The 19,579-nt window shown below is 65.2% G+C and carries 18 protein-coding genes; 6 read left to right on the forward strand and 12 right to left on the reverse strand.

Annotated elements, in window-relative coordinates; all coding sequences use genetic code 11:
- Position 1 precedes the first annotated feature (1 nt).
- The 3 genes from NKJ64_RS28160 to NKJ64_RS28170 all read right to left on the reverse strand — a co-directional run bounded on the left by NKJ64_RS28160 (position 2) and on the right by NKJ64_RS28170 (position 3,723).
- Positions 2-1,504 carry a sugar ABC transporter ATP-binding protein gene (locus tag NKJ64_RS28160; protein WP_023671076.1) on the reverse strand — a complete coding sequence of 501 codons (1,503 nt, stop codon included), beginning with the start codon at positions 1,502-1,504 and terminating at the stop codon, positions 2-4.
- Positions 1,505-1,509: 5 nt separating this feature from the next.
- Entirely contained in the window at positions 1,510-2,493 is a 984-nt protein-coding gene (locus NKJ64_RS28165; RefSeq protein WP_023733555.1) for an ABC transporter permease, read from the reverse strand.
- 159 nt (positions 2,494-2,652) lie between these two features.
- A complete protein-coding gene (locus NKJ64_RS28170; RefSeq protein WP_352463709.1) occupies positions 2,653-3,723 on the reverse strand; it encodes a sugar ABC transporter substrate-binding protein in 1,071 nt (356 codons plus the stop codon).
- A gap of 304 nt (positions 3,724-4,027) precedes the next feature.
- Here NKJ64_RS28170 and NKJ64_RS28175 point away from each other — a divergent pair, with 304 nt between their 5' ends.
- Entirely contained in the window at positions 4,028-5,623 is a 1,596-nt protein-coding gene (locus NKJ64_RS28175; protein WP_023740876.1) for a GMC family oxidoreductase, read from the forward strand.
- Positions 5,624-6,082: 459 nt separating this feature from the next.
- Here NKJ64_RS28175 and NKJ64_RS28180 read toward each other — a convergent pair whose 3' ends face one another.
- A complete protein-coding gene (locus NKJ64_RS28180) occupies positions 6,083-6,220 on the reverse strand; it encodes an endonuclease/exonuclease/phosphatase family protein (protein WP_352463710.1) in 138 nt (45 codons plus the stop codon).
- 186 nt (positions 6,221-6,406) lie between these two features.
- Here NKJ64_RS28180 and rsgA point away from each other — a divergent pair, with 186 nt between their 5' ends.
- Positions 6,407-7,420 carry a ribosome small subunit-dependent GTPase A gene (gene rsgA, locus NKJ64_RS28185; protein ID WP_502902895.1) on the forward strand — a complete coding sequence of 338 codons (1,014 nt, stop codon included), beginning with the start codon at positions 6,407-6,409 and terminating at the stop codon, positions 7,418-7,420.
- A gap of 60 nt (positions 7,421-7,480) precedes the next feature.
- On the opposite strand, the gene NKJ64_RS28190 is transcribed toward rsgA, so the two are convergent.
- Genes NKJ64_RS28190 through NKJ64_RS28220 form a run of 7 tightly spaced genes read right to left on the reverse strand, consistent with a single transcriptional unit; the run spans position 7,481 to position 13,796 of the window.
- Positions 7,481-8,272: a sugar isomerase domain-containing protein gene (locus tag NKJ64_RS28190; protein WP_352463711.1), complete on the reverse strand. Its 792-nt coding sequence runs from the start codon at positions 8,270-8,272 to the stop codon at positions 7,481-7,483.
- Positions 8,273-8,309: 37 nt separating this feature from the next.
- Entirely contained in the window at positions 8,310-9,080 is a 771-nt protein-coding gene (locus NKJ64_RS28195) for a GntR family transcriptional regulator (RefSeq protein WP_023683130.1), read from the reverse strand.
- Positions 9,077-9,952 carry an ROK family protein gene (locus tag NKJ64_RS28200; RefSeq protein WP_023825523.1) on the reverse strand — a complete coding sequence of 292 codons (876 nt, stop codon included), beginning with the start codon at positions 9,950-9,952 and terminating at the stop codon, positions 9,077-9,079. The genes NKJ64_RS28195 and NKJ64_RS28200 overlap by 4 nt, the downstream gene beginning before the upstream one ends.
- Positions 9,949-10,689 carry a PIG-L deacetylase family protein gene (locus tag NKJ64_RS28205; protein WP_023698618.1) on the reverse strand — a complete coding sequence of 247 codons (741 nt, stop codon included), beginning with the start codon at positions 10,687-10,689 and terminating at the stop codon, positions 9,949-9,951. Before NKJ64_RS28205 ends, NKJ64_RS28200 begins: the two co-directional genes overlap by 4 nt.
- The gene (locus NKJ64_RS28210) at positions 10,686-11,543 is read right to left on the reverse strand and encodes a carbohydrate ABC transporter permease (protein WP_023698619.1); all 858 of its coding nucleotides are present in this window, start codon (positions 11,541-11,543) and stop codon (positions 10,686-10,688) included. Before NKJ64_RS28210 ends, NKJ64_RS28205 begins: the two co-directional genes overlap by 4 nt.
- The gene (locus NKJ64_RS28215) at positions 11,540-12,472 is read right to left on the reverse strand and encodes a carbohydrate ABC transporter permease (RefSeq protein WP_352463712.1); all 933 of its coding nucleotides are present in this window, start codon (positions 12,470-12,472) and stop codon (positions 11,540-11,542) included. Before NKJ64_RS28215 ends, NKJ64_RS28210 begins: the two co-directional genes overlap by 4 nt.
- Before the next feature lie 49 nt (positions 12,473-12,521).
- Entirely contained in the window at positions 12,522-13,796 is a 1,275-nt protein-coding gene (locus NKJ64_RS28220; protein ID WP_023686514.1) for an extracellular solute-binding protein, read from the reverse strand.
- A gap of 316 nt (positions 13,797-14,112) precedes the next feature.
- On the opposite strand from NKJ64_RS28220, the gene NKJ64_RS28225 reads away from it, so the two are divergent.
- Genes NKJ64_RS28225 through NKJ64_RS28235 form a run of 3 tightly spaced genes read left to right on the forward strand, consistent with a single transcriptional unit; the run spans position 14,113 to position 17,155 of the window.
- Positions 14,113-15,405, forward strand: a complete 1,293-nt coding sequence (locus NKJ64_RS28225) for an ABC transporter substrate-binding protein (protein ID WP_023686515.1) — start codon at positions 14,113-14,115, stop codon at positions 15,403-15,405.
- Entirely contained in the window at positions 15,405-16,295 is an 891-nt protein-coding gene (locus NKJ64_RS28230; RefSeq protein ID WP_352463713.1) for a carbohydrate ABC transporter permease, read from the forward strand. Before NKJ64_RS28225 ends, NKJ64_RS28230 begins: the two co-directional genes overlap by 1 nt.
- The gene (locus NKJ64_RS28235) at positions 16,292-17,155 is read left to right on the forward strand and encodes a carbohydrate ABC transporter permease (protein WP_023671061.1); all 864 of its coding nucleotides are present in this window, start codon (positions 16,292-16,294) and stop codon (positions 17,153-17,155) included. The genes NKJ64_RS28230 and NKJ64_RS28235 overlap by 4 nt, the downstream gene beginning before the upstream one ends.
- 6 nt (positions 17,156-17,161) lie before the next feature.
- On the opposite strand, the gene NKJ64_RS28240 is transcribed toward NKJ64_RS28235, so the two are convergent.
- Complete coding sequence (locus NKJ64_RS28240; protein ID WP_352463714.1) at positions 17,162-18,346, reverse strand: Gfo/Idh/MocA family protein; 1,185 nt, start codon at positions 18,344-18,346, stop codon at positions 17,162-17,164.
- 289 nt (positions 18,347-18,635) lie between these two features.
- On the opposite strand from NKJ64_RS28240, the gene NKJ64_RS28245 reads away from it, so the two are divergent.
- Positions 18,636-19,523, forward strand: coding sequence for a MurR/RpiR family transcriptional regulator (locus NKJ64_RS28245; RefSeq protein ID WP_352463715.1), 888 nt, complete (start codon positions 18,636-18,638; stop codon positions 19,521-19,523).
- Positions 19,524-19,579: the final 56 nt, after the last annotated feature.

Below are 19,579 nucleotides of genomic sequence, written 5' to 3' on the forward strand. Positions count from 1 at the left end.
CTCACACCATTGCCCTGAGAAGATCGACCTGGTTCGGCTTGTTGCCCGGACTGGCATCGAAGCGCGCGGTGATTGCACCATCGCGCATCACCAGCACCTGGTGCGACAGGCCGATCGTTTCCTCCAGCGTGTCGGAAATCAAAAGGATCGCCACGCCTTGCGCGGAGAGGTCGCGCACCAATTCGTAGACCTCCTCCTTGGCGCCGACATCGAGGCCGCGTGTGGGATGGTCGAGCACCAGGATGCGCGAGCCCGCCGTCATCCAGCGCGCCAGCACCACCTTCTGCTGGTTGCCGCCGCTGAGCTTGCGGCAGGCGGCATCGGGACCGGGCGCCTTGATGCGCAGCCGCTTGATCCAGTCGGCGGCAAGCCGGCGCTCCTTGCCATAGTCGATGGCGCCATGGCGCATGACGCTGGAGAGATCGGCCAGCGAAATGTTCTCCGCGATCGACAGGAACATCACCAGCCCTTCGAGCCGGCGCTCGCGCGGGACATAGCCGATGCCCTTGCGCACAGCCGGCTCCGGCGAGGAGAAGCGCACGGCATCGCCGGCGATTTTCATCTCGCCGGCATCATGCTGGACGAAGCCGCCAACGGTGCGCGTCACCTCCTCGCGGCCGGAGCCGACGACGCCGGCAATGCCGACAATCTCGCCGGCCCGGATCGAGAGATCGACGCCGTGATAGTAACCGTTGGCGCCAAGCCCCTTGGCCTCGACCATCACGATATCGCGCGGCGCGAGCTGGCGGGCCTCGCGGTAATATTCGGCCTGCAGGCCGCGCCCGACCATGATCTCGTGCAGCTCCGGCGCGGTGACTTCAGCTGCGCGGTGCTCGGCGACGACCGCGCCGTCCTTCATCGTGTAGACACGGTCGGAGATGTTGAGCACCTCGTCGAGGCGGTGCGAGACGAACACAAAACTGGCGCGGGATTTAAGCGAGCGCACCCGCGCGAACAGCACCTCGATATCAGCGGCGTTGAGCACCGAGGTCGGCTCGTCGAGCAGGATGAGCAACTGCCGCTCGACCACTTCCTCCAAGGTCAGCGCCTTGGCGAGCTCGACCATCTGGCGTGCGGCGAAGGTGAGTTCGGAGGTGCGCGCGGTGACGTCGATGTCGATGCCGATCTTGGCCAGTTGCCGCCGCGCCGCCGCGTTCATGGCGCGCCAATTGACGAGGCCGAAGCGGGTGAAGCGGTCCTCTTCGCCGAGATAGATGTTTTCGGCAACCGTCAGGTTCAGCACCAGCGACTGCTCCTGGAACACCATGCCGATGCCATGCCTGGCCGCATCACGGGCGTTGCGCATGCGCAGCTGTTCGCCATCCAGCGTGAGCGAGCCGCCATCCGGCCGGTAGCCGCCGGCCAGCACCCGCATCAGCGTCGACTTGCCGGCGCCGTTCTCGCCGATCAGCCCGACAACTTCATTGGGCCGCACCTCGATGGAGACGTCGCGCAGCGCCTGGACGCCGGGGAAATTCTTGATGATGTTGGACGCCTGCAGCATGGCGTTCACTTGACGATTTTCAGGCGGACACGGTCGAGCGACAGCGCCACCGCGGCGATGATCATCAGACCCTGCACCGTCTGCTGGATGTAGGGCGAGATGCCGAGCAGGATCATGCCATTGGCAAGCACGGTGACGATCAGCACACCGATCAGCGTGTTGACGACGCCGCCCTCGCCGCCGGTCAAAGCGGTGCCGCCGACGACCACTGCGGTGACCGCTGCAAACAGCCTGCCGTCGCCGATGACGGCGTGCGACTGGCCGAGCTGTGCGGCGGCAAGCACACCGGCAATGCCGAAGAAGAAACCGGCCAGCGCAAAAGCGGTGATGCGCACGCGCACGACATTGACGCCCGAGAGCTTGGCGACATCCTCGTCGCCGCCGATCGCCAATATGTGGCGGCCGAGCTTGGTGTGATACTGGATGACGGTGGCGAGCAGGAACGCGCCGAACGCAACCCAGACCGCCACCGGCAGGCCGAGGAAACGGTGCAAGGCCAGGTCGCGGATCGAGGCGTCGTTCAGCTTGATCGCCGTGCCGCCCAGCATATAGACCGACAGGCCGAGGCCGATGAACCACATGCCGAGCGTGCCCATGAAGGACGGGATGCGCAGCATGGCCTGGACGAGACCGCTGACGAAGCCCATGGCGGTGCCGGCGGCGATGGCAGCGAGCACCGCCCACCAGCCATAGTCGTTGCCGTTGCCGTCATTGGCGGCGAGCAGCACAAGCACCATCGCCGCCACCGAAAGCGTGCCTTCGACTGCGAGGTCGATGCTGCCCATCAGGATGATGAAGGTCAGCCCCATCGCCAGCGTCAGCGGCACGGCGGCGGAATTCGCAAGCCGCACCAGATTGCGCAGCTCGATGAAATTGGGGTTGGCAATGGCGATGAGTACGCAGAGTACAATCAGCACCGCCAGCGGCGCCAGGCTGCGCCAGCGCCTGCCGCCCAGGAATGTCGCGATCCGGCCGGGGAACGGTGTCATGGGCGTCGTCCGCTCGATGTCCGAAACGGACTTCAGGGGTTCTGTATGGATTGTCAAGAAACCGCTTCCCGTCTGCTGGTGACAGCCGTCGCGACAAGGGGATCGCGACGGCTGCGGGAGGAAGCGGGCCGCCAGGGAGGTGCAGCCCACTCCGATGGATCAGGTACGGATTGCTCCGGTGACCCGGGCCCACAGATCGTTCCAGTCGATCTCGGGCTTCGCATCGACATTGGTCTTGTAATACTCCTCGACATTGTCGTGCGAGATCAGCACCGCCTTGCCGTAGAACTCACGGTGCTCCGGCGGCTCCTTGGTCGGGTCGAACTTGCCGATCTTGGCGTTGTAGCCGATGGCTAGACCCATGCCGCCCTGCCAGAACGGATCCGAAGTGACCGTGCAGGCGAACTCGCCGGTGCGCACCGCATCGACCGCCGTCTTGATGCCGTCGACGCCGACGATCGGCACCTTGCCGGCGAGATTTTCGGCACGCAGCGCTTCCAGTGCGCCGGAGCCCATATCGTCATTGGCCGCCCAGATGCCCTTGATGTCGTCGCCGAAGCGGGTGAGCAGATTGCCCATCAGGTCGAAGGCTTCGGTCGACTTCCAGTTGGCGACCTGAAAGTCGAGCAGCTTGATGTCCGGGTTGGCGGCGAGCGCCGCATCGAGGCCCTTCTTGCGTTCGATCGCCGCCGTGGTCGAGATCAGGCCGCCGAGTGCGACGATGCCGCCCTTGCCGCCAATGGTCTTGAACAGGATCTCGGCGATGGTCTTGCCGCTGTCGATGCCGTCGAACTCGATATGCGAGACATAGTTCGGGTTGAAATCCTTCGGGTGCAGATCCCCAGGCTTGTTCCACTGCGTCACCACATAGGCGCCGGCCTTGGCGCAGGCCTCGACGATCGGGCGCGCATCGGGCGTGTCGTTGGGATCGGAATTCAGCACCATGTTGCCGCCGGTCTTGGCCAGCATCGCCTTGATGTCGGCAATGCCCTTCTCGCTGTTGCCTTCCGAAACCAGCGTGACGTGTTCCAGCCCGGCCCATTTGGCATACGCTTCGGCGCCGGTCTTCCACACCGCGTGATAGGGGTTGGACAGCGAGCGGATCGACGTCACCAGAGTCGGCTTGTCCTGCGCGCGCAGCACGCTCGGCATGGCGAGTGCCGCCACGCCGGCGGTGGCGCCCATCATCAGCGTGCGCCGGTTGACCGCAAAATTCTTCGTGTCGTTCATACCTCGAAACCTCCCGATTGAATTCTGTTCCGCCCGGCATCTTGCGCAGGGAGCGCGGCCGGGACCTCCTGGTGAGGATCGTCAAGCTCCTCCACTTGTACGACAACCCTTCAACACGATAACCATACCCTTTCTCTTGACGCGGCACAAGCGACTTGAGATCGTCGCGCGCAAGAGGAGGGCGGTGATTTTCATCGCCCGCCGGAGCATGATCCCTAGAAGTGGGAACCGGTTTTCTCGGACAAATCGGGAAACCGTTTTGTCCGGGAGATCATGCTCCAACAAAGAGAACCCGGGAGTGGAAATGACGGATTACATCATTGTCGGCGGCGGTTCGGCTGGCTGCATTCTGGCCGCCCGGCTGAGCGAGGACCCGGACGTGTCCGTCGTGCTGCTCGAGGCCGGTCCGCCCGACACCGATCGCTACATCCATCTGCCGGTCGGCTTCTTCAAGATGACGTCGGGGCCGCTGATCTGGGGCTATGACACCGCGCCCGGCAAGGAAATCGACGGCCGCACCATGGTCTATCCGCAGGCCCGCGTGCTGGGCGGGGGCTCCTCGATCAACGCCCAGGTGTTCACCCGCGGTTGCCCGCAGGATTATGACGGCTGGGCGGCTGACGCCGGCTGTGCCGGCTGGAGCTATGCCGACGTGCTGCCCTACTTCGTCCGCTCCGAGGGCAACGACACTTTTGCCGATGCGCAGCATGGCATTGACGGCCCGCTCGGCGTCTCCAGCGGCGCGCCGCATCCGCTGACCCGCATCTTCGTCAAGGCGGCGCAGCAGGCGGGCCTTCCTTTCCGCGCCGACTTCAACGCCGGTGAGCAGGCGGGCGCCGGCTTCTACCAGACGACGACGCGTCGGGGGAAACGCTCGAGCACGGCGGTCGCCTATCTGAAGCCGGCGCTCGGCCGCAAGAATCTGACGCTACGCACCGACGCCTCCGTCAGCCGCATCGTGGTCGAGAACGGCCGCGCCATCGGTGTCGAGATCATCGTCAATGGCCGCACCGAACTGCTCCGCGCCGAGCGCGAAGTCATCGTCGCCGCCGGCGCCATCGGCTCGCCGAAATTGCTGATGCTGTCCGGCATCGGCCCGGCCGTGCATCTCGGCCATCACGGCATCGAGGTGGTCCACGATTCCAAAAACGTCGGCCAGAATCTGCACGATCACATGGACGTCGATGTCGTCGCCGAGCTCAACGGACCGCACGGCATCGACCGTTACAAGAAGAAGCGCTGGCAAGCGGTCGCCGGTCTTGAATATGCGCTGTTCGGCAAGGGGCCGGTGGCCTCCAACATCGTCGAGGCCGGCGGCTTCTGGTGGGGCGACCGCGCGGAGAAGACGCCGGACATCCAGTTCCATTTCCTGCCCGGCGCCGGCGTTGAGGAAGGCATCGGCTCGGTTCCCGGCGGCAATGGCTGCACGCTGAACTCCTACCATGTGCGCCCGCGTTCGCGCGGCAGCGTCACGCTCAAGTCCGCGGACCTGCGCGATGCGCCCATCATCGACCCCAACCCGTTCGCCGAGCGCTATGATCTCGAACGCGCCATCGACGGCATCGAGATCAGCCGCGAAATCCTGTCGCAGCCAGCCTTCGCCAGATACATCAGCCGCGAGCATCTGCCCGGCAAGGCGATGCAGGGGCGCTCAGCACTCGAAGCCTTCGCCCGAGAACATGGCCGCAGCGCCTATCACCCAGTCGGCACCTGCCGGATGGGCGGCGATGCCGACAGCGTCGTCGATCCCGAGCTGCGCGTGCGCGGTCTGCAAGGCCTGCGTGTCTGCGACAGCTCGGTCATGCCAAGCATCGTGTCGTCGAACACCAACGCCGCCGTGGTCATGATTGCGGAGAAGGCTGCGGATCTGATTGCGGGGCGAACGCTGCCGGTGGCGTAAGCAGGACAATCGCATGTGGTGGCGCCACGCGATTGCCCTGCCTTGAGCACCTGTCGCTGAGCGCATAGCACTCGAACCGCACTAAAAACGACAGCCTCACGCAGCGCCTTCAACCGACGCTTGCGCAATCCACCAACCGACCGGAAACCCCCGGTTGCGGGCTCGTTGCCGACGGCTGCGCGGGGATGTGAAAGCGCTTTTGCGCCAGTTCCGCGATCACACCATATGAACCGATCCAAGCTCTGCTAGCTTGTGGGCGTGGGACTTGTCCCGCTTTGGCCGGTGCTTCAGGCAACCCCATCCCAACCCCCCGCCCCCTGCGGTACCGGCCATCCCCCTCCCCCTTTTGGCAGGCTTCTCGACCTGCCATCCTCAGCCGTCGCTGCCAACTTCGAGGTCGACGACGAGGCCTGATGCGTGGCATGCAAATCAAGACCATCGGCAGCGTATCGAGGGATTTCACATCGGCTGTCTGGACGACGTCCTGGAGAGCGACAGATCGGGGTCGAGCCGCCTCAGCTCCCGGTTGATGGCCGCCAGGCGCGCCGGTTCGCCTTCCGTGTTGCAGACATTGAGAGTAACGACGCGTAAGCGCATCAGCGAACCACCGCCGCGATGCGTTCCAACGTGGTGCGCGAAACGGCTCGGCCATCGGCGCGGTTCGGCTTGCCAAATGCCGCCATGCCGCCCATACACGGCTTGAACAACCGCCCCGAGGGTCCGCGCCCATTTTGCCAAAGGATACTCTCCGATGTCTGTGACGCCGTCCCCCTGGTCAAAGCCGTGACGGCCTCCCTCGCAAGCCTGGGCTGGACGGATTTCTTCGGCGACCAGCTTGAAGCCGATGAGGCAGACCTCGTGCCGACGCGCATCGCCTCGGTGCACCGCGACCGCCTGGCCGGCCTGTCCCGGGCAGGGCCAGTGGATCTGACGCTGCCGGCCAATGCCAACACCGGCGACTATGCCGTCGGCGACTGGGTGCTGGTCGAGCCGCATACGCATCTGCTGCGCCGCCGCCTGACCCGCAAGACGGTGCTGGAGCGCCGCACACAGGGCGGCAGGGTGCCGCAGCTGGCCGCGGCCAATGTCGACACGCTGTTTATCGTGACGTCCTGCAATGCCGATTTCAACATCGCCCGGCTCGAGCGCTATCTGGCGCTGGCCAACGAGGCCGGAACGACGCCGGTGATCCTGCTGACCAAGGCCGACACCGCTGACGATGCCGAGGCTTACCAAAGCCAGGCCGCCGCCCTGCAGCGTGGACTGGCCGTGGTGATGCTGAACCCGCGCGTCGCCGATGCCGCAGCGGCGCTTGCTCCCTGGTGTGGCGCAGGGCAGACGGTGGCGCTGGTCGGCTCCTCCGGGGTCGGCAAATCGACGCTGGTCAACACGCTGGCCGGATCGGCGCAGCAATCGCCGCAACAGACGGCGGGCATCCGCGAACACGATGCCAAGGGTCGCCACACCACCACGGCGCGGTCGCTGCACCCCATTGCCGGTGGCGGCTGGGTAATCGACACGCCGGGCATGCGCACGCTGCATGTCAGCGACGTCGCCTCCGGCATCGACACGCTGTTTGCCGAAATCACCGAGCTCGCACCGCTGTGCAAATTCCGCGACTGCACCCATGTCCACGAACCGGGCTGCGCGGTGCAGGCTGCGTTGAAGGCGGGTACGCTCGACCCTGAGCGCCTTGCCCGCTGGCGCAAGCTGTCGGAGGAAAACCAGGGCAACACGCCGGTTCAGAGCGGCCCGCGCGGCAACAAATCGCCTGCCGGGCGCCCGAAGCGGCGTTGAGAGGATAGGAATTGCGGAACGAGACGTCGGAGGCCCGGCATGTGCCGGGCCTCCCTTTTTTCACTCTCCGCGCATCGTTGCCTGGAAGGTCGGCAGGTGCTTCTTCTGCGCGTCAAGCATGCGCTCGCGGTAGACGCCGTAGATGACGTCGGTGTCGTGCAGCGTCACGCCGGCAATGGTCGGCGAGGCGAAGACCGGCAGTTCGATGCCGCGCTTGGCGAGCTGCTCGGCGGTGCGCGCGATCAGCTCATGCGCCAGGATCATGGCAAGCACCGTCGATGAGCCCGACACCGGCCGGCTCCAGCCCTCGACCGGCACGATAGCGTCCTCGATCGGCGAACAGGTGTCGATGACGAGGTCGGCGGCATCCGCCAGCCGCTTGCCGGACGAGTGCGTCGCCGGCTTGTCCAGATTGTTCTTGCTGGTGACAGCGACGACGAAGATGCCGCGCTTCCTGGCGTAGAGCGCGGTGTCGATGCCCGACGAGTTGCGGCCGCTATGGCCGAAGATGATGATCGAATCGCCCTTGTTGAGCGGCTGGTGGTCGAGGAATTTTTCGGCGTATCTTTCCGTACGCTCCAGCCACAAAAGCTCGCGCACGCCGCCGGCGCCGAGCACATTGTGCCACATCACGCGCGGGTCGGTCAGGGGGTTGAAGCCGACATAGCTGCCATAGCGCGGAAACACTTCCTGCACCGGCAGCACCGAATGGCCGGAGCCATAGAGATGCACCAGCCCGCCGCCCTCGAGGGAGTCGGCAAAGTGGCTGGCGGCCTGGTCAAAGGCCTCTTCATTGGCTTTCGCAGCCTGGTCAATGAGGGCGGCGAGACGGTGGATGTAGAGATCGGACACGTGGGTACTCCTGTTTGCTGTGTCGGTCTGGAATGGATCAGCTTCTCGGGTTCAGCGGCACGCGTCCGGCGCGCAGCGTCGAGCGGATTTCGTAGCGGTCGCCGCGCATGATCGAGACGGTGAATTCGAACGGGCCGCGCTCGTCGGTGGTGATGCGTTCGACGACGAAGGCCGGGCTGCCGACAGCGAGGTCGAGCAGTTCGGCGTCCGCCGCGCCGACCGCGCCGACCCGGTAGTTCTCCCGCGCGGCCACCGGCACGATGCCGTAATGGCGCTCCAGCGCCTCGTAGAGCGAGCCCTGCAGCAGGCCGGCATCGAGGAAGCCCGGCACGCGCACCGCCGACAGCTGCGCCGTCTGGATGCCGATCGGCTCGTTGTTGCCGAGCCGCAGCCTGCGAATGCGCACCACCGGATCGCCCTCCTCGATCTCCAGCGCGCCGGCAGCCGCCGCATTGGCGGTGGTCAGGCTGCAGTCGAGCAGGCGCGAGCCCGCGACCACGCCCATATTGCCCATCTCCTGGGTAAAGCTGGTCAGCTCGCGCGTGCCGGCGACCAGCGTGGTCGAGCGCACGAACGTGCCGCGGCCATGTTCGCGCCTGAGCAGTCCTGCCTCCTCGAGATTGCGCAAGGCGTGGCGCAGCGTGATGCGGCTGACGCCGAACAGGGCGCACAGCCTGTCCTCCGCCGGGATCTGGTCGCCCGTTGCCCATTCGCCGCTCTTGACGATGGCTCGGATCGCCTCTTCGACCTGGTACCAGAGCGGCTCCGGCCGTCTGCGGTCCGGTTGCTGAAAGCTTGCTTCGCTCATCGCACCTGCCTCCACCCTTGCCCAACGGCGCCGGCCAGCGCCGCGCCGACCAGACTGGCGCAGGGACCGAACTTTCCAGCCTTGACGTCGATGCCGCGCAGATGCGGCGGCAGTTGACGTCGCAGCGCCGCAAGCAGCGGCGGCCGGATCACATCCAGCGCGTCCGCCAAACCACCCGAAATCAGCACCGCTTGCGGATCGAGCAGCGCGACAGCGCCTGCAAACGCGGTGCCGAGCTGTCGCGCCGGCAGTTCAAGCAAGGTGAGTGCAGCCAGCTCGCCGGCCTGGGCAGCGGCGATCAGTTGGCGGCCGTCGGCAAGGCCGATCTGTCCGGCAAGGGCATCGAGCGCCCGGCCCGACGCGACGCGCTCCAGCCAGCCGCTGCGCTCCTCGCCATGATCTTTGACGTCGGCGCAGGCCCAGCCGAACGAGCAGGCGCCGCCATGCGCGCCGGCAACGATGCGGCCATTGGCCAGCACCGCCGAACCGATGCCGGTGCCGATGGCGAGCAGGATCGCATCCGACATGTTTTTCGCACTGCCTTCGACAGCCTCCGCCAGCAGCGCAATCTGTGCGTCATTGCCGAGCGCTACGCGCAATTTGGGAAACAGCGTCTGGATGTCGACGCCGTCGAGGAACGGCAGGTTGGGGATCCAGCGGCAGATTGAGCCCTCGACCAGACCCGGCACCGCGATGCCAAGCGCTGAGACCGGCCCGGCCTCCACGCACAGCGCGTCGATGCGCGCAATGAAGGCATCAAGGGTTGCCGGCGCCGGCTCGCTGCCCCGCGTCTCCAACGCACCGACATCGCCCGTAGATACGCCGGCGCGCAGATTGGTGGCGCCGAGATCGATGGCGAGTACCCGCGTCATCGACCGGACCCTTTGCCGAAGGGGAGCGAGAACAGGCCGCTGCCGGCATTCCACGAATGCGATGCCGCCGCGAAGGCCTGCGCATGGCGCGTGCCGCGCAGGCAGCCGCGCAGCCGGTAGAGCGAACTGTAATAGTCGACATAGGGGAAGCTGCTCAGGCCGCGCGCCAGCTCATACTCCATGACCGCGTCGCGCCAGGCCTCGAACCCGTCGCTGACATCGACGAGATGCTCGGGCCGGAAGCCGTCATCGTCCTCCCAGTTCTCGCCGAACAGCAGCAGTTGCGGCGTGTGCGCCGGATGGTCGCTGGCAACGGTCGGCAGTCCGGCGAAGAAGATACCGGTCTTCGTCAAATGCGCGGCGGCGCGATGGTCCTTGTGCCAGCTGCCATGCCAATGGGTGATGACGATCTCGGGTTTCAGCTCGCGAATGATGTCGCCCACTTCGAGCGCCGTCTGATCGTCTGTGGGCAGGAAGCCGTCGCGCAGGCCAAAGCTACGCATGGCGACGCCGAGCCGCTCCGCCGCGCTGCCCGCTTCCTCTTCCTTCTGCACGCAATAATGCGCGGGAACCAGGTACGGATGGCCCTGCTCACCCATGGTCAGATGCAGGAAGGTCACCGTGGCGCCGCGCTTGACGGCAGCGGCCGCCAGCGGCCCGGCCATCACCTCGGCATCGAAGGCGTGTGCGCCGACCACCAGGATGGATTTCGCCGCATAAATCCTGTCTTCGATCATTTCATGCCCCCTCCGGTGCCGACGCCTTCGCGAATCTGCCGCGCCAGCAGACAATACATGATCAGGATGGGCGCCATGGATATCGCCAGCGAGGCGAACACCAGGCCCCAGTCGGTGCGGAACTGGCCGACGAAGACGCTGATCGCCAGCGGCACCGTCTTGTAGCGGTCGTCGAAGATGAAGATCAGCGGGAAGAAGAAATCGTTCCACACCGCGATCGCGGTGAAGATTGCCACGATCGACACCGCCGGCTTGACCATCGGCAGGATGATCTGGAACAGGATGCGGACCTCGCCGGCGCCGTCCATGCGCGCCGCCTCGTCCAACTCGGAGGGCAAGACGCGCATGAAATTGGCGAAGATGAAGACGGCGAAGGGAATGCGGATCGCCGAATAGACCAGGATCAGCCCGGTCAGCGAATCCAGCAGGCCGAGATTGCGCATCAGCGTGAACAGTTCGACCGAGGCCAACCGGATGGGCAGCATGATGCCGGACAGGAACAGGCCGAGCATGATGGCATTCCAGCCAAGCTTGTAGCGGCTGAGCGGATAGGCGGCCATCGCCGAGACGACGATGGTGAGGATGACGGCGCCGCCCGTGACGATCAGGCTGTTGATGAAATTCTGGCCGAGATCGGCGCGCGTCCAGGCGTTGATGAAATTGTCGAAGGCAAAGCTTTGCGGCAGGCCGAGCCTGTTGTCGTAGATCTCGGCCGTGGTCTTGAAACAGGAGACGATGAGGATGTAGAGCGGCAACAGCACGGCCGCCGTCCAAACGACCAGCACCGTCCAGCCGGGCAGCCGCGCCAGCTGCCGAGAGATGGCCGGTCTTTGTGAAATCGCCAGCGCGCTCATAGCTGCACCGTGCGGCGGTCGAAGAAGCGCAGCATCATGAGCGTGCCGATGCTGAGGATCAAAAACAGCACGGTGCCGAGCGCCAAAGCCAGACCGATATCGGTGATGCCGACAGCACCTTCCGCGCCGAAGGCCAGCCGGTAGAAGTACGTCACCAGCGTGTCGGTCGAATAGCTCGGATTGCCCTGCACGCCCTGCATGACATAGACGATGTCGAACTGGTTGAAGGTGTTGATGAACGACAAAGTCGTCAGCGTGCCCAGCGCCGGCATCAGCAGCGGCAGCGCGATCGAGAACAGCATGCGCGCATTGCCGGCGCCGTCAAGTTTTGCCGCCTCGAAAATCTGGCCGGAAATCTGCCGCAGACCTGCCGTGTAGATCAGCACCGGCAGGCCCATCCAGTTCCAGGCATCGACGGCGATCAGCATGGCGAGCGCGGTGTGGCTGTTGCCGAGCACAGTCAGGCTGCCCTGGTGCAGGCCGAGCCCGTTCAGCGCCCATTCGACGACGCCGCCCGGTGCCAAAAGCAACCGCCACAGCGCGCCGACGATGACCGGGCTCAGCACGGCCGGAAAGAAGAACACCGACTGGAAGAAGGCCGCACCCTTGTCGCGCAGGAACAGCAGCCAGGCGAACAACAGGCCGAGGCCATTTTGGAAGACCATGATGCCGAAGAACCAGGCGGTGTTGTGCCACAGCGCGCCGTAGATCCGCGCGCCGCTGGGGAAAACGAACAGCCTTGAGAAATTCGACGGGCCGGCGAACTCGACCATGCGCAGCCCCTTCCAGACGAAGAAGCTGCCCCACAGCGACATCCCCAGGGGATAGAGGACGAACAGCGCATAGACCGCCAGCGCCGGCAGGATGAACAGCACGGCCATGCGCTGCTGCGTGCGGCGAAGGCTGCTGGTGCGGCGAAGGGTGCTCATGCGCTTTTCTGGTCCGTGAGAGGCCGGCCGCTTTTGCGACCGGCCGCGCCTACTGCTTCGGCTTGAACCAGGTGGCGACCGCGGCATGCATGTCGGCCGCCAGCTTCTCCGGCGCGATGTTGCCTTCGACCATGTCGATGATCTCCGACTGCAGCACCGAAGACGCCGTCGGCGACTGCCAGCGGAAGCCGACCAGCGTCAGATACGGCGTCGAATTCTTCGCCATCTCCATCATCGCGGCCAGCACTGGATCCTTCACCGTCACATCCGTGCGGGCCGGCGGCCAGCCGAGCTCGTCGGCGAACATCTGCGCGAACTCTGCCGAAGCGATGAAGCCCAGCACCTTGGTCGCGGCCTCCTTGTTCTGGCTCTCAGAGACCAGGCCATAGGAGCCGTCGGAGAAGGCCGAGGTGTAGAGTTTTGCACCGGCATCGTCGGCGGGGAACGGGAAGATCGAGAATTTCAGCTTCGGGTTCTGCGCCTTGAAGCTGCCGTTCTCGAACGAACCGCCGAGGAACATCGCCGCCTTGCCGCCGATGAACTGCTGCGTGGCGGTGGTGTAGTCGATGCCGGCGAAGCCGTCGGGGAAATACGGCTTCAGCTCGGCGAAGCGCTTCAGCGCCGCCACATAGCGCGGATCCTGGAAGGTCGCCTTGCCGCTCATCATCTCGTCGTAGAAATCAGGACCATAGATGGTCGGGCCGACGACGCCGACGGCGATCTCCAGCTCCCAGCCCGAGCCGTTGGCGCCGCCGGTGGCGATCGGCGTGATGCCGGCCGCCTTCAGCTTCTCGCAGACGGCGGTGAAATCCTTGTAGGTCTTGGGGATCTCGATGCCCTGGGCGGCGAAGATATCCTGGTTGTAGAAGACGCCCATCATCGGCACCGAGTAGGGCACGCCGTAGAGCTTGCCGTCAGCGCGGCCACGCACGCCGCCAAGCGCTGCGTCCTCCATGTTCTTCAGCTCCGGCACGTTGTCGTCCAGCGCGTCGAGATAGCCCGCCTCGACGAAGGGCTGCAATTCGCCATAGGCCTTGAGCTGGGCGATGTCGGGCCCGCGCCCGCCGCGCAGCGCCGTGCTCAGCCGGTTCTGGTAGTCGGCATCGGGCGTGAACTGGATGGCGACCTTGATGCCGGGATTCTTCACCTCGAAGGCATCGAAGATGCGGCGCATCGCGGCCTCGTCCTCGGTGCGCCAGCTCCACAGCGTCACCGTGCTGTCGGCGGCTCGCGCCGGCAATGAGGCGAAGACGCCGGCGCAGGCGGCGGCAAGGCCGCCGATCAGCCCAAGTGCTGCGCGCCGGTGAAGTGAAAGCATGCTCATTGCCAGTCTCCCATTGTTCTCTGTCCTTGGCGTCCCGCGGCGTTTCCGTGCCGTGAGAAGTCATTGGTTCAGCAAAAGTCATTATAACGACATAGCGGTATTCGCAAGAGGTCTGCTGCGCCTCAGGAATGGCGGCGTTGGCCCCCTCACGACATTGCAGTACCTGTATCCGTTTGTTACCTAACGATAAATATCCACATTCCAGCGCCGCAAAGAAATCTGTGACCGTACCATGTGAGACTTTTTCGCCAGCAAGCCCTTGCGTCGCCGCGCTGACTTGTCATAACCTCATGTGAACCGATAGGGAGGATGAGGAATGTCGTTTGCCTGGACGTCGAAACTGGCACTGGCCGCAGGCCTCGCCATCCTGCCCGCCACGGCCTGGGCGCAATCGGTCAACATCTCCTATCTCACCCACTGGTCGCCGGAGACGGTGGCGCTGCTGGAAGCGGCGGCCAAGGATTATGCCAAGACCAATCCGGATGTCAGCGTCACCGTGCGCGCCGTCCCCTTCGGCGACCTCCTGACCACGCTGCGCTCGCAAGGCGGCGGCGCGGACGGCCCAACCATCGGCGGCATCTACGATCTCTGGTTGCCGGAACTGGCGCGCGACAAGCTGGTCGCGCCCGCTCCCGATGCGGTGGCCAGCGAGGTCAAGGCCGCCTGGCCGGCGGGCATCACCAACGCCGCCTCGGTCGGCGGCACGCTTTATGGCATCCCCAACGAAATCGATGTTTATGCGCTGAACTACAACAAGGCGCTGTTCAAGCAGGCCGGCATCGCGGCGCCACCCAAGACCTGGGACGAATTCAAGGATGCGGCCAAGAAGCTGACCAACAAGGATGCGGGACAGCAAGGCTTCGGCATGATCAATTCATGGGCCGCCGGCGTCGTCCACCCCTTCGCCTCGCTGCTGGTGTCCAATGGCGGCGACCTGGTCAAGGACGGCAAGCCGGTGCTGGACAGCCCGCAGGCGACCGAGACCTTCCAGTTCTATGAGGACCTGATCAAGTCGGGCGCCAGCGTGCCGGCGATGGCGACCGCAGACGCCAACACCACCGGCCCCTTCCTCGACAATTTCGTCTCCGGCAAGACCGGCATGATCATCATGGCCAATTGGTGGGAGAGCGCGCTGAAGGCCGGCATGGGCGACAGATTCGCCGACATTGCAACGGCGCCGATTCCCGTCGGCCCGAGCGGCGACAAGCCGCATTCGATCTCCTATTCCTGGATGACCGTGGTCAACGCCAATGCAGGTGCGGCCGAGCAGAAGGCGGCATGGGACTTCCTCGCCTGGCTGAACAATCCAAAGTCCGGCAAGAGCGGCGCTTCCGCGATGTCGGATATCCTCATGTCGATGGGCATCCTGCCCTCACGCCTCTCCGACATCGAGGCGCACAAGGACAAGCTCGGCTCGGAATTCCTCTCCGGCTATGTCAGCGTGCTCACCGGCGCCAAGCCGTTCCCGGTGGTGCCGGGCGGCCAGGAATTCTCGGAATCGCTGCAGCAGACGCTCGAGGCGTTGCAGTATGGCCAGGTCTCGGCCAAGGATGCGCAGGCGACGGCGCAGGCCGACGCCATTTCGATCCTGGAGCGCGCCGCCAAATAATGATTCAGAGGTACCGTGCCTCGGCGGGCATCATGCTGGCGCCCGCCGTGACGCTGATCGGCATCTTCGTCCTGTTGCCGATGCTGCTCACCGTCTGGCTGTCGTTCCAGGACTGGTCGACGCAGACACCGTTTTCCAGCGCCAGCTTCATCGGCCTCGACAATTTCCGCGAGATTTTCGGGGCCACCTCGGTCGGCCGCGATTTCAAGGCCGCGCTCGTCAACACAGCCGTCTACACCGCGCTCTCCGTCATCCTCATCCTGCCGCTGTCGGTGGCCTTTGGGCTGATGGTCTACCAGCGCGATGTCGCCGGCGGCACGGCGCTGCGCACGGTGCTGTTTGCCACCTACATGGTGCCGATGATCGCCGTGGCGCTGGTGTGGTCGAAACTCTATTCGCCGAGCGAAGGCCCTCTCAACCAGATGCTCGGCCTTATCGGCATCGGCCCGCAGCCTTTCCTGTCGTCGCCGCGCTCGGCGCTGATCTCGATCGTCTTCCTCAATGTCTGGCAGCAGGTCGGCTATTTCACCGTGCTGGCGATCGCCGGACTGACGCAAATCCCCGGCAGCCTGTATGAAGCAGCAAAGCTCGACGGCGCCAACCGTCTCGAGCAGTTCCGCTTCATCACGCTGCCGCTGATGCGGCGCACGCTGCTGTTCAGCGCCGTCATCGCCATCATCAACGCCGTGCAGGTGTTCGAGCCGGTTGCCCTGATCACGCAGGGCGGGCCGGTCGGCTCGACCAATGTGCTGACCTACCACATCCGCCGCGTCGGCATCGAGCGTGCGCAGGGTGGACTGGGTTCGGCCATGGCGGTGATGCTGATGCTTTCGCTGATTGTCGTCGTCTGCGCGCTGTTTGCCTTCGCCAACCGGAAGAACGACGAATGAGCGCGGGATCGTCGAGCCGGCTGTCGCGCCGGCGCCCGTCCGGCCGCAAGGCGCTGCTGGCGACGCTGATGCTGCTGGTCGCCGTCGCCTCGGCCTTCCCGCTGGTCTGGATGGCGCTGTCGAGCCTCAAGACGCCGGCCGAGAGCATGCAGGTGCCGCCGGTGTGGATCCCCCTTACGCCGAGCCTCGACGCCTATGAGAAGGTGTCGGGCGTGATCAATGTCGGCCGCTCGATGTGGAATTCTCTGGTCATCGCCTCGATCACCACCGCCGGCATCCTGCTGACCAGCATGATGGCCGGCTACGCCTTCGCCAAATACCACTTCCCCGGGAAGTCGCTGCTGTTTTCTCTGCTGATCGCCACCATGTTCCTGCCGCCGATCGTGACGTTGATCCCGCTCTATCGCCTGGTCGGCTCGATCGGCCTCAACGCCAGCCTCGCCGGCATCATCGTGCCCAATCTCGCCAATGCTTTCGGCATCTTCCTGATGCGCCAGTTCATCTCCGGCGTGCCCGACGAGCTCATCGACGCCGCGCGCATGGACGGCGCCTCGGAGTTCTTGATCCTCTACAAGATCGTCGCGCCGAGCGTCGCCCCCGCAATCGCGGCTCTGGCCCTCTTCGCCTTCGTCTATCACTGGAACAGCTATCTGTGGCCGCTGACCGTGCTGCAGGGCAATGCCGACGCCTATCCGATCGTCATCAGCCTGAGCCGGTTGCTGAGCTACAACAGGGGCGCGGTCAACACCGGCCTGGTGATGGCCGGCGCGACGCTGGCCGTGCTGCCGCCGCTCATCCTGTTCGTCTTCCTGCAGCGCTTCTTCGTCGATTCCATCGTCGGCTCGGCCATCAAGGGATAGCTCGCCTCACCCGAACCGTGCCGCCGTCCATGTCCCACCCGCCGCATTCGACTCCACCGCCGCAGCAACAAACTTCACCCCGCGCGCGCCATCCACAACGTCGGGCACCTGCGCCGCACGCGCCGGATCGACCACCCCACCAGAGCGATGGGCGCGAATGATATCGGCGGCGTCGCGGTAGAAATTGGCGAAGGCCTCGATATATCCCTCCGGATGCGCCGCCGGCATGCGCGACACGCGCTGGCTCTCAGTGGTCGAGCCATGGCCGCCGCGCACCAGCGTGCGGGTCTCCTCGCCGTAGATGGAGAAGCGCAGTTCTTCCGGCCGGCCGCCCGACCATTCGAGCCCGGCTTTGTCGCCATAGATGCGCACGGAGAGATCGTTGTAGTGGCCGGGCGAGGTCTGGCTGGCCAGGATCGTGCCGCGCGCCGCGCCGGTCCAGCGCACCAGCACATGCGCATTGTCGTCGAGCCGCCGTCCCGGCACGGCAGTGAACAGATCCGCCGACACCGCCTCGGCCTCATAGCCGGAGATATAGCTTGCCAGGTTGAAGGCATGCACGCCGATATCGGCCAGCACCGCCGACTGCCCGGCGCGCGCCGGATCGGTGCGCCACTCCGCCTGCTTCTGGCCCTCGGCGTCGATCGGCTTGGTCAGCCAGTCCTGGATGTAGGCGCCATGCACGGACACGATGCGGCCAAGCGCGCCCGCCGCCACCATCTCGCGCGCCTGGCGGACCATGGCGTAGCCGGTGTTGTTGAGGGTGACGACAAAGCGGCGCTTCTTCGCCTTCGCCAGCGCCACCAGCGCCTCAGCGTCGGCCAGCGTCGTCGACAGCGGCTTGTCGCAGATCACGTCGATGCCGGCCTCGAGAAAGGCCGTGGCAATCGGCGCGTGCAGATGGTTGGGCGTGACGATGACAACCGCCTCGATGCCGTCCGGCCGCGCGGCTTCGGCCTGCGCCATCTCGCGATAGTCGGCGTAGCTGCGCTCGGGCGCGATGCCGATCTCGGCGGCCGATGCGGCGGCGTTCTCCGGGTCCGACGACAGCGCGCCGGCGACCAGTACGATCTGGTCGTCCAGGCGCATGGCGAGCCGATGCACGGCGCCGATAAAGGCATTGCGCCCGCCGCCGACCATGCCGACCCTGAGCCGCTTGCCCGCCGATCCGTCCGATGTTGCGTAGACCATTTCAAACTCCTCCACCTGTGGCTTCGTCATCCTGGGGCGTAGCAAGGAGCGCAGCGACGCAGCGCAGACCCCAGGATCCATGCCGTGACATCAGAGCGATGCTACGGTGCAGAACCTTCTCGTCCGCTGCATTCCTCGACCATCGTCACGGCATGGATCCTAGGGTCTCCGCGACGGAGCTTCGCTCCTGCTTCGCCCTAGGATGACGACGTTGGGAAACCGCACCCCTTTCGAATACGATTTCCAATTTTCATATTGTAAAACGATCGTATCGCGCTAGCCTGAAATCATGAGTGGGGCAAGCAAGGCATCCGGACGGTCCAGCACCGACGAGGCGGCGACGCGCAAGCGCGGACGCTCGCTGGCAGCACTCGGCTACATCCAGCCGCAGACCTATGAGGAGCTACGCGCGGTGCTGTCGTCGGGCACGGTGCATTTCCCCAAGCGGCTGCGCCAGGTGGCAATCTTCCTGTGGCAGCATCCGAGCGACGTCGCGCTCGGCACCATCGCGCAGGTTGCGGCACAGGCCGGCGTGCAGCCCTCGACGCTGGTGCGCTTTGCCCAGATCTTCGGCTATTCCGGCTTTTCCGATTTCCAGGGCCTGTTCAAGGAGCACATCAAGGGCTCATGGCCGGAAGGGCGCGGCGAACCGCGCACCGAGACCGAGCCGAATCTGCATTTCCTGCACGGCATGGTCGGCGCATCGCAGGCCTCGCTGGGCCGCATCGAGACCGGCTTCGACGTCGAGAGTTTCGACAAGATGGTGGCGCTGCTGGCGGCGGCCGAGCTGATCTATGTCATCGGCTCCAAGCGCGCCTTTCCCGTCACCGCCTATCTCTCGCTGACGCTCTCGCAGCAAGGCGTGCGCAACGTGCTGGTCGACAATGTCGGGTCCTCCGCACTCGACCAGATCGGCTGCATCGGCGCACGGGACGCCGTGCTTGCGGTCTCCTTCAGCCCCTACAATTCGATCACGCCCGATCTCGTCGCGGTGGCGCATGAGCGCAAGGCCCGCATCGTCACCGTCACCGACAGCACTTTCAGCCCGCTGGTTCGGCTCTCGGACGCTTGGCTGGAAGTGGTGGAATCCGACTTTGCCGGCTTCCGCTCGCTGGCGGCGTCACTCGCTGTCGGCATGGCGCTGGTCCATGGGGTGGCGGCGCGGCGCGGCGAATGAGCCGCCGCTGGCACAATTGACTATCCAGAATTGCCGTTCCATATTTAAAAAAATAG

It is taken from the genome of Mesorhizobium sp. M0062 (assembly GCF_040323125.1).
Taxonomy (GTDB): Bacteria; Pseudomonadota; Alphaproteobacteria; order Rhizobiales; family Rhizobiaceae; genus Mesorhizobium.

Excerpts from the sequence above, each read along its gene's own strand:
- NKJ64_RS28215 (WP_352463712.1), bottom strand. The coding sequence starts at position 12,472 with ATGAGCACCCTTCGCCGCACCAGCAGCCTTCGCCGCACGCAGCAGCGC.
- NKJ64_RS28225 (WP_023686515.1), top strand. The coding sequence starts at position 14,113 with ATGTCGTTTGCCTGGACGTCGAAACTGGCACTGGCCGCAGGCCTCGCC.
- NKJ64_RS28180 (WP_352463710.1), bottom strand. The coding sequence starts at position 6,220 with ATGCGCTTACGCGTCGTTACTCTCAATGTCTGCAACACGGAAGGCGAA.
- NKJ64_RS28220 (WP_023686514.1), bottom strand. The coding sequence starts at position 13,796 with ATGAGCATGCTTTCACTTCACCGGCGCGCAGCACTTGGGCTGATCGGC.
- NKJ64_RS28195 (WP_023683130.1), bottom strand. The coding sequence starts at position 9,080 with ATGAGCGAAGCAAGCTTTCAGCAACCGGACCGCAGACGGCCGGAGCCG.
- NKJ64_RS28240 (WP_352463714.1), bottom strand. The coding sequence starts at position 18,346 with ATGGTCTACGCAACATCGGACGGATCGGCGGGCAAGCGGCTCAGGGTC.
- NKJ64_RS28160 (WP_023671076.1), bottom strand. The coding sequence starts at position 1,504 with ATGCTGCAGGCGTCCAACATCATCAAGAATTTCCCCGGCGTCCAGGCG.
- NKJ64_RS28210 (WP_023698619.1), bottom strand. The coding sequence starts at position 11,543 with ATGAGCGCGCTGGCGATTTCACAAAGACCGGCCATCTCTCGGCAGCTG.
- NKJ64_RS28175 (WP_023740876.1), top strand. The coding sequence starts at position 4,028 with ATGACGGATTACATCATTGTCGGCGGCGGTTCGGCTGGCTGCATTCTG.
- NKJ64_RS28235 (WP_023671061.1), top strand. The coding sequence starts at position 16,292 with ATGAGCGCGGGATCGTCGAGCCGGCTGTCGCGCCGGCGCCCGTCCGGC.
- NKJ64_RS28245 (WP_352463715.1), top strand. The coding sequence starts at position 18,636 with ATGAGTGGGGCAAGCAAGGCATCCGGACGGTCCAGCACCGACGAGGCG.
- NKJ64_RS28165 (WP_023733555.1), bottom strand. The coding sequence starts at position 2,493 with ATGACACCGTTCCCCGGCCGGATCGCGACATTCCTGGGCGGCAGGCGC.
- NKJ64_RS28170 (WP_352463709.1), bottom strand. The coding sequence starts at position 3,723 with ATGAACGACACGAAGAATTTTGCGGTCAACCGGCGCACGCTGATGATG.
- NKJ64_RS28230 (WP_352463713.1), top strand. The coding sequence starts at position 15,405 with ATGATTCAGAGGTACCGTGCCTCGGCGGGCATCATGCTGGCGCCCGCC.
- NKJ64_RS28200 (WP_023825523.1), bottom strand. The coding sequence starts at position 9,952 with ATGACGCGGGTACTCGCCATCGATCTCGGCGCCACCAATCTGCGCGCC.
- NKJ64_RS28205 (WP_023698618.1), bottom strand. The coding sequence starts at position 10,689 with ATGATCGAAGACAGGATTTATGCGGCGAAATCCATCCTGGTGGTCGGC.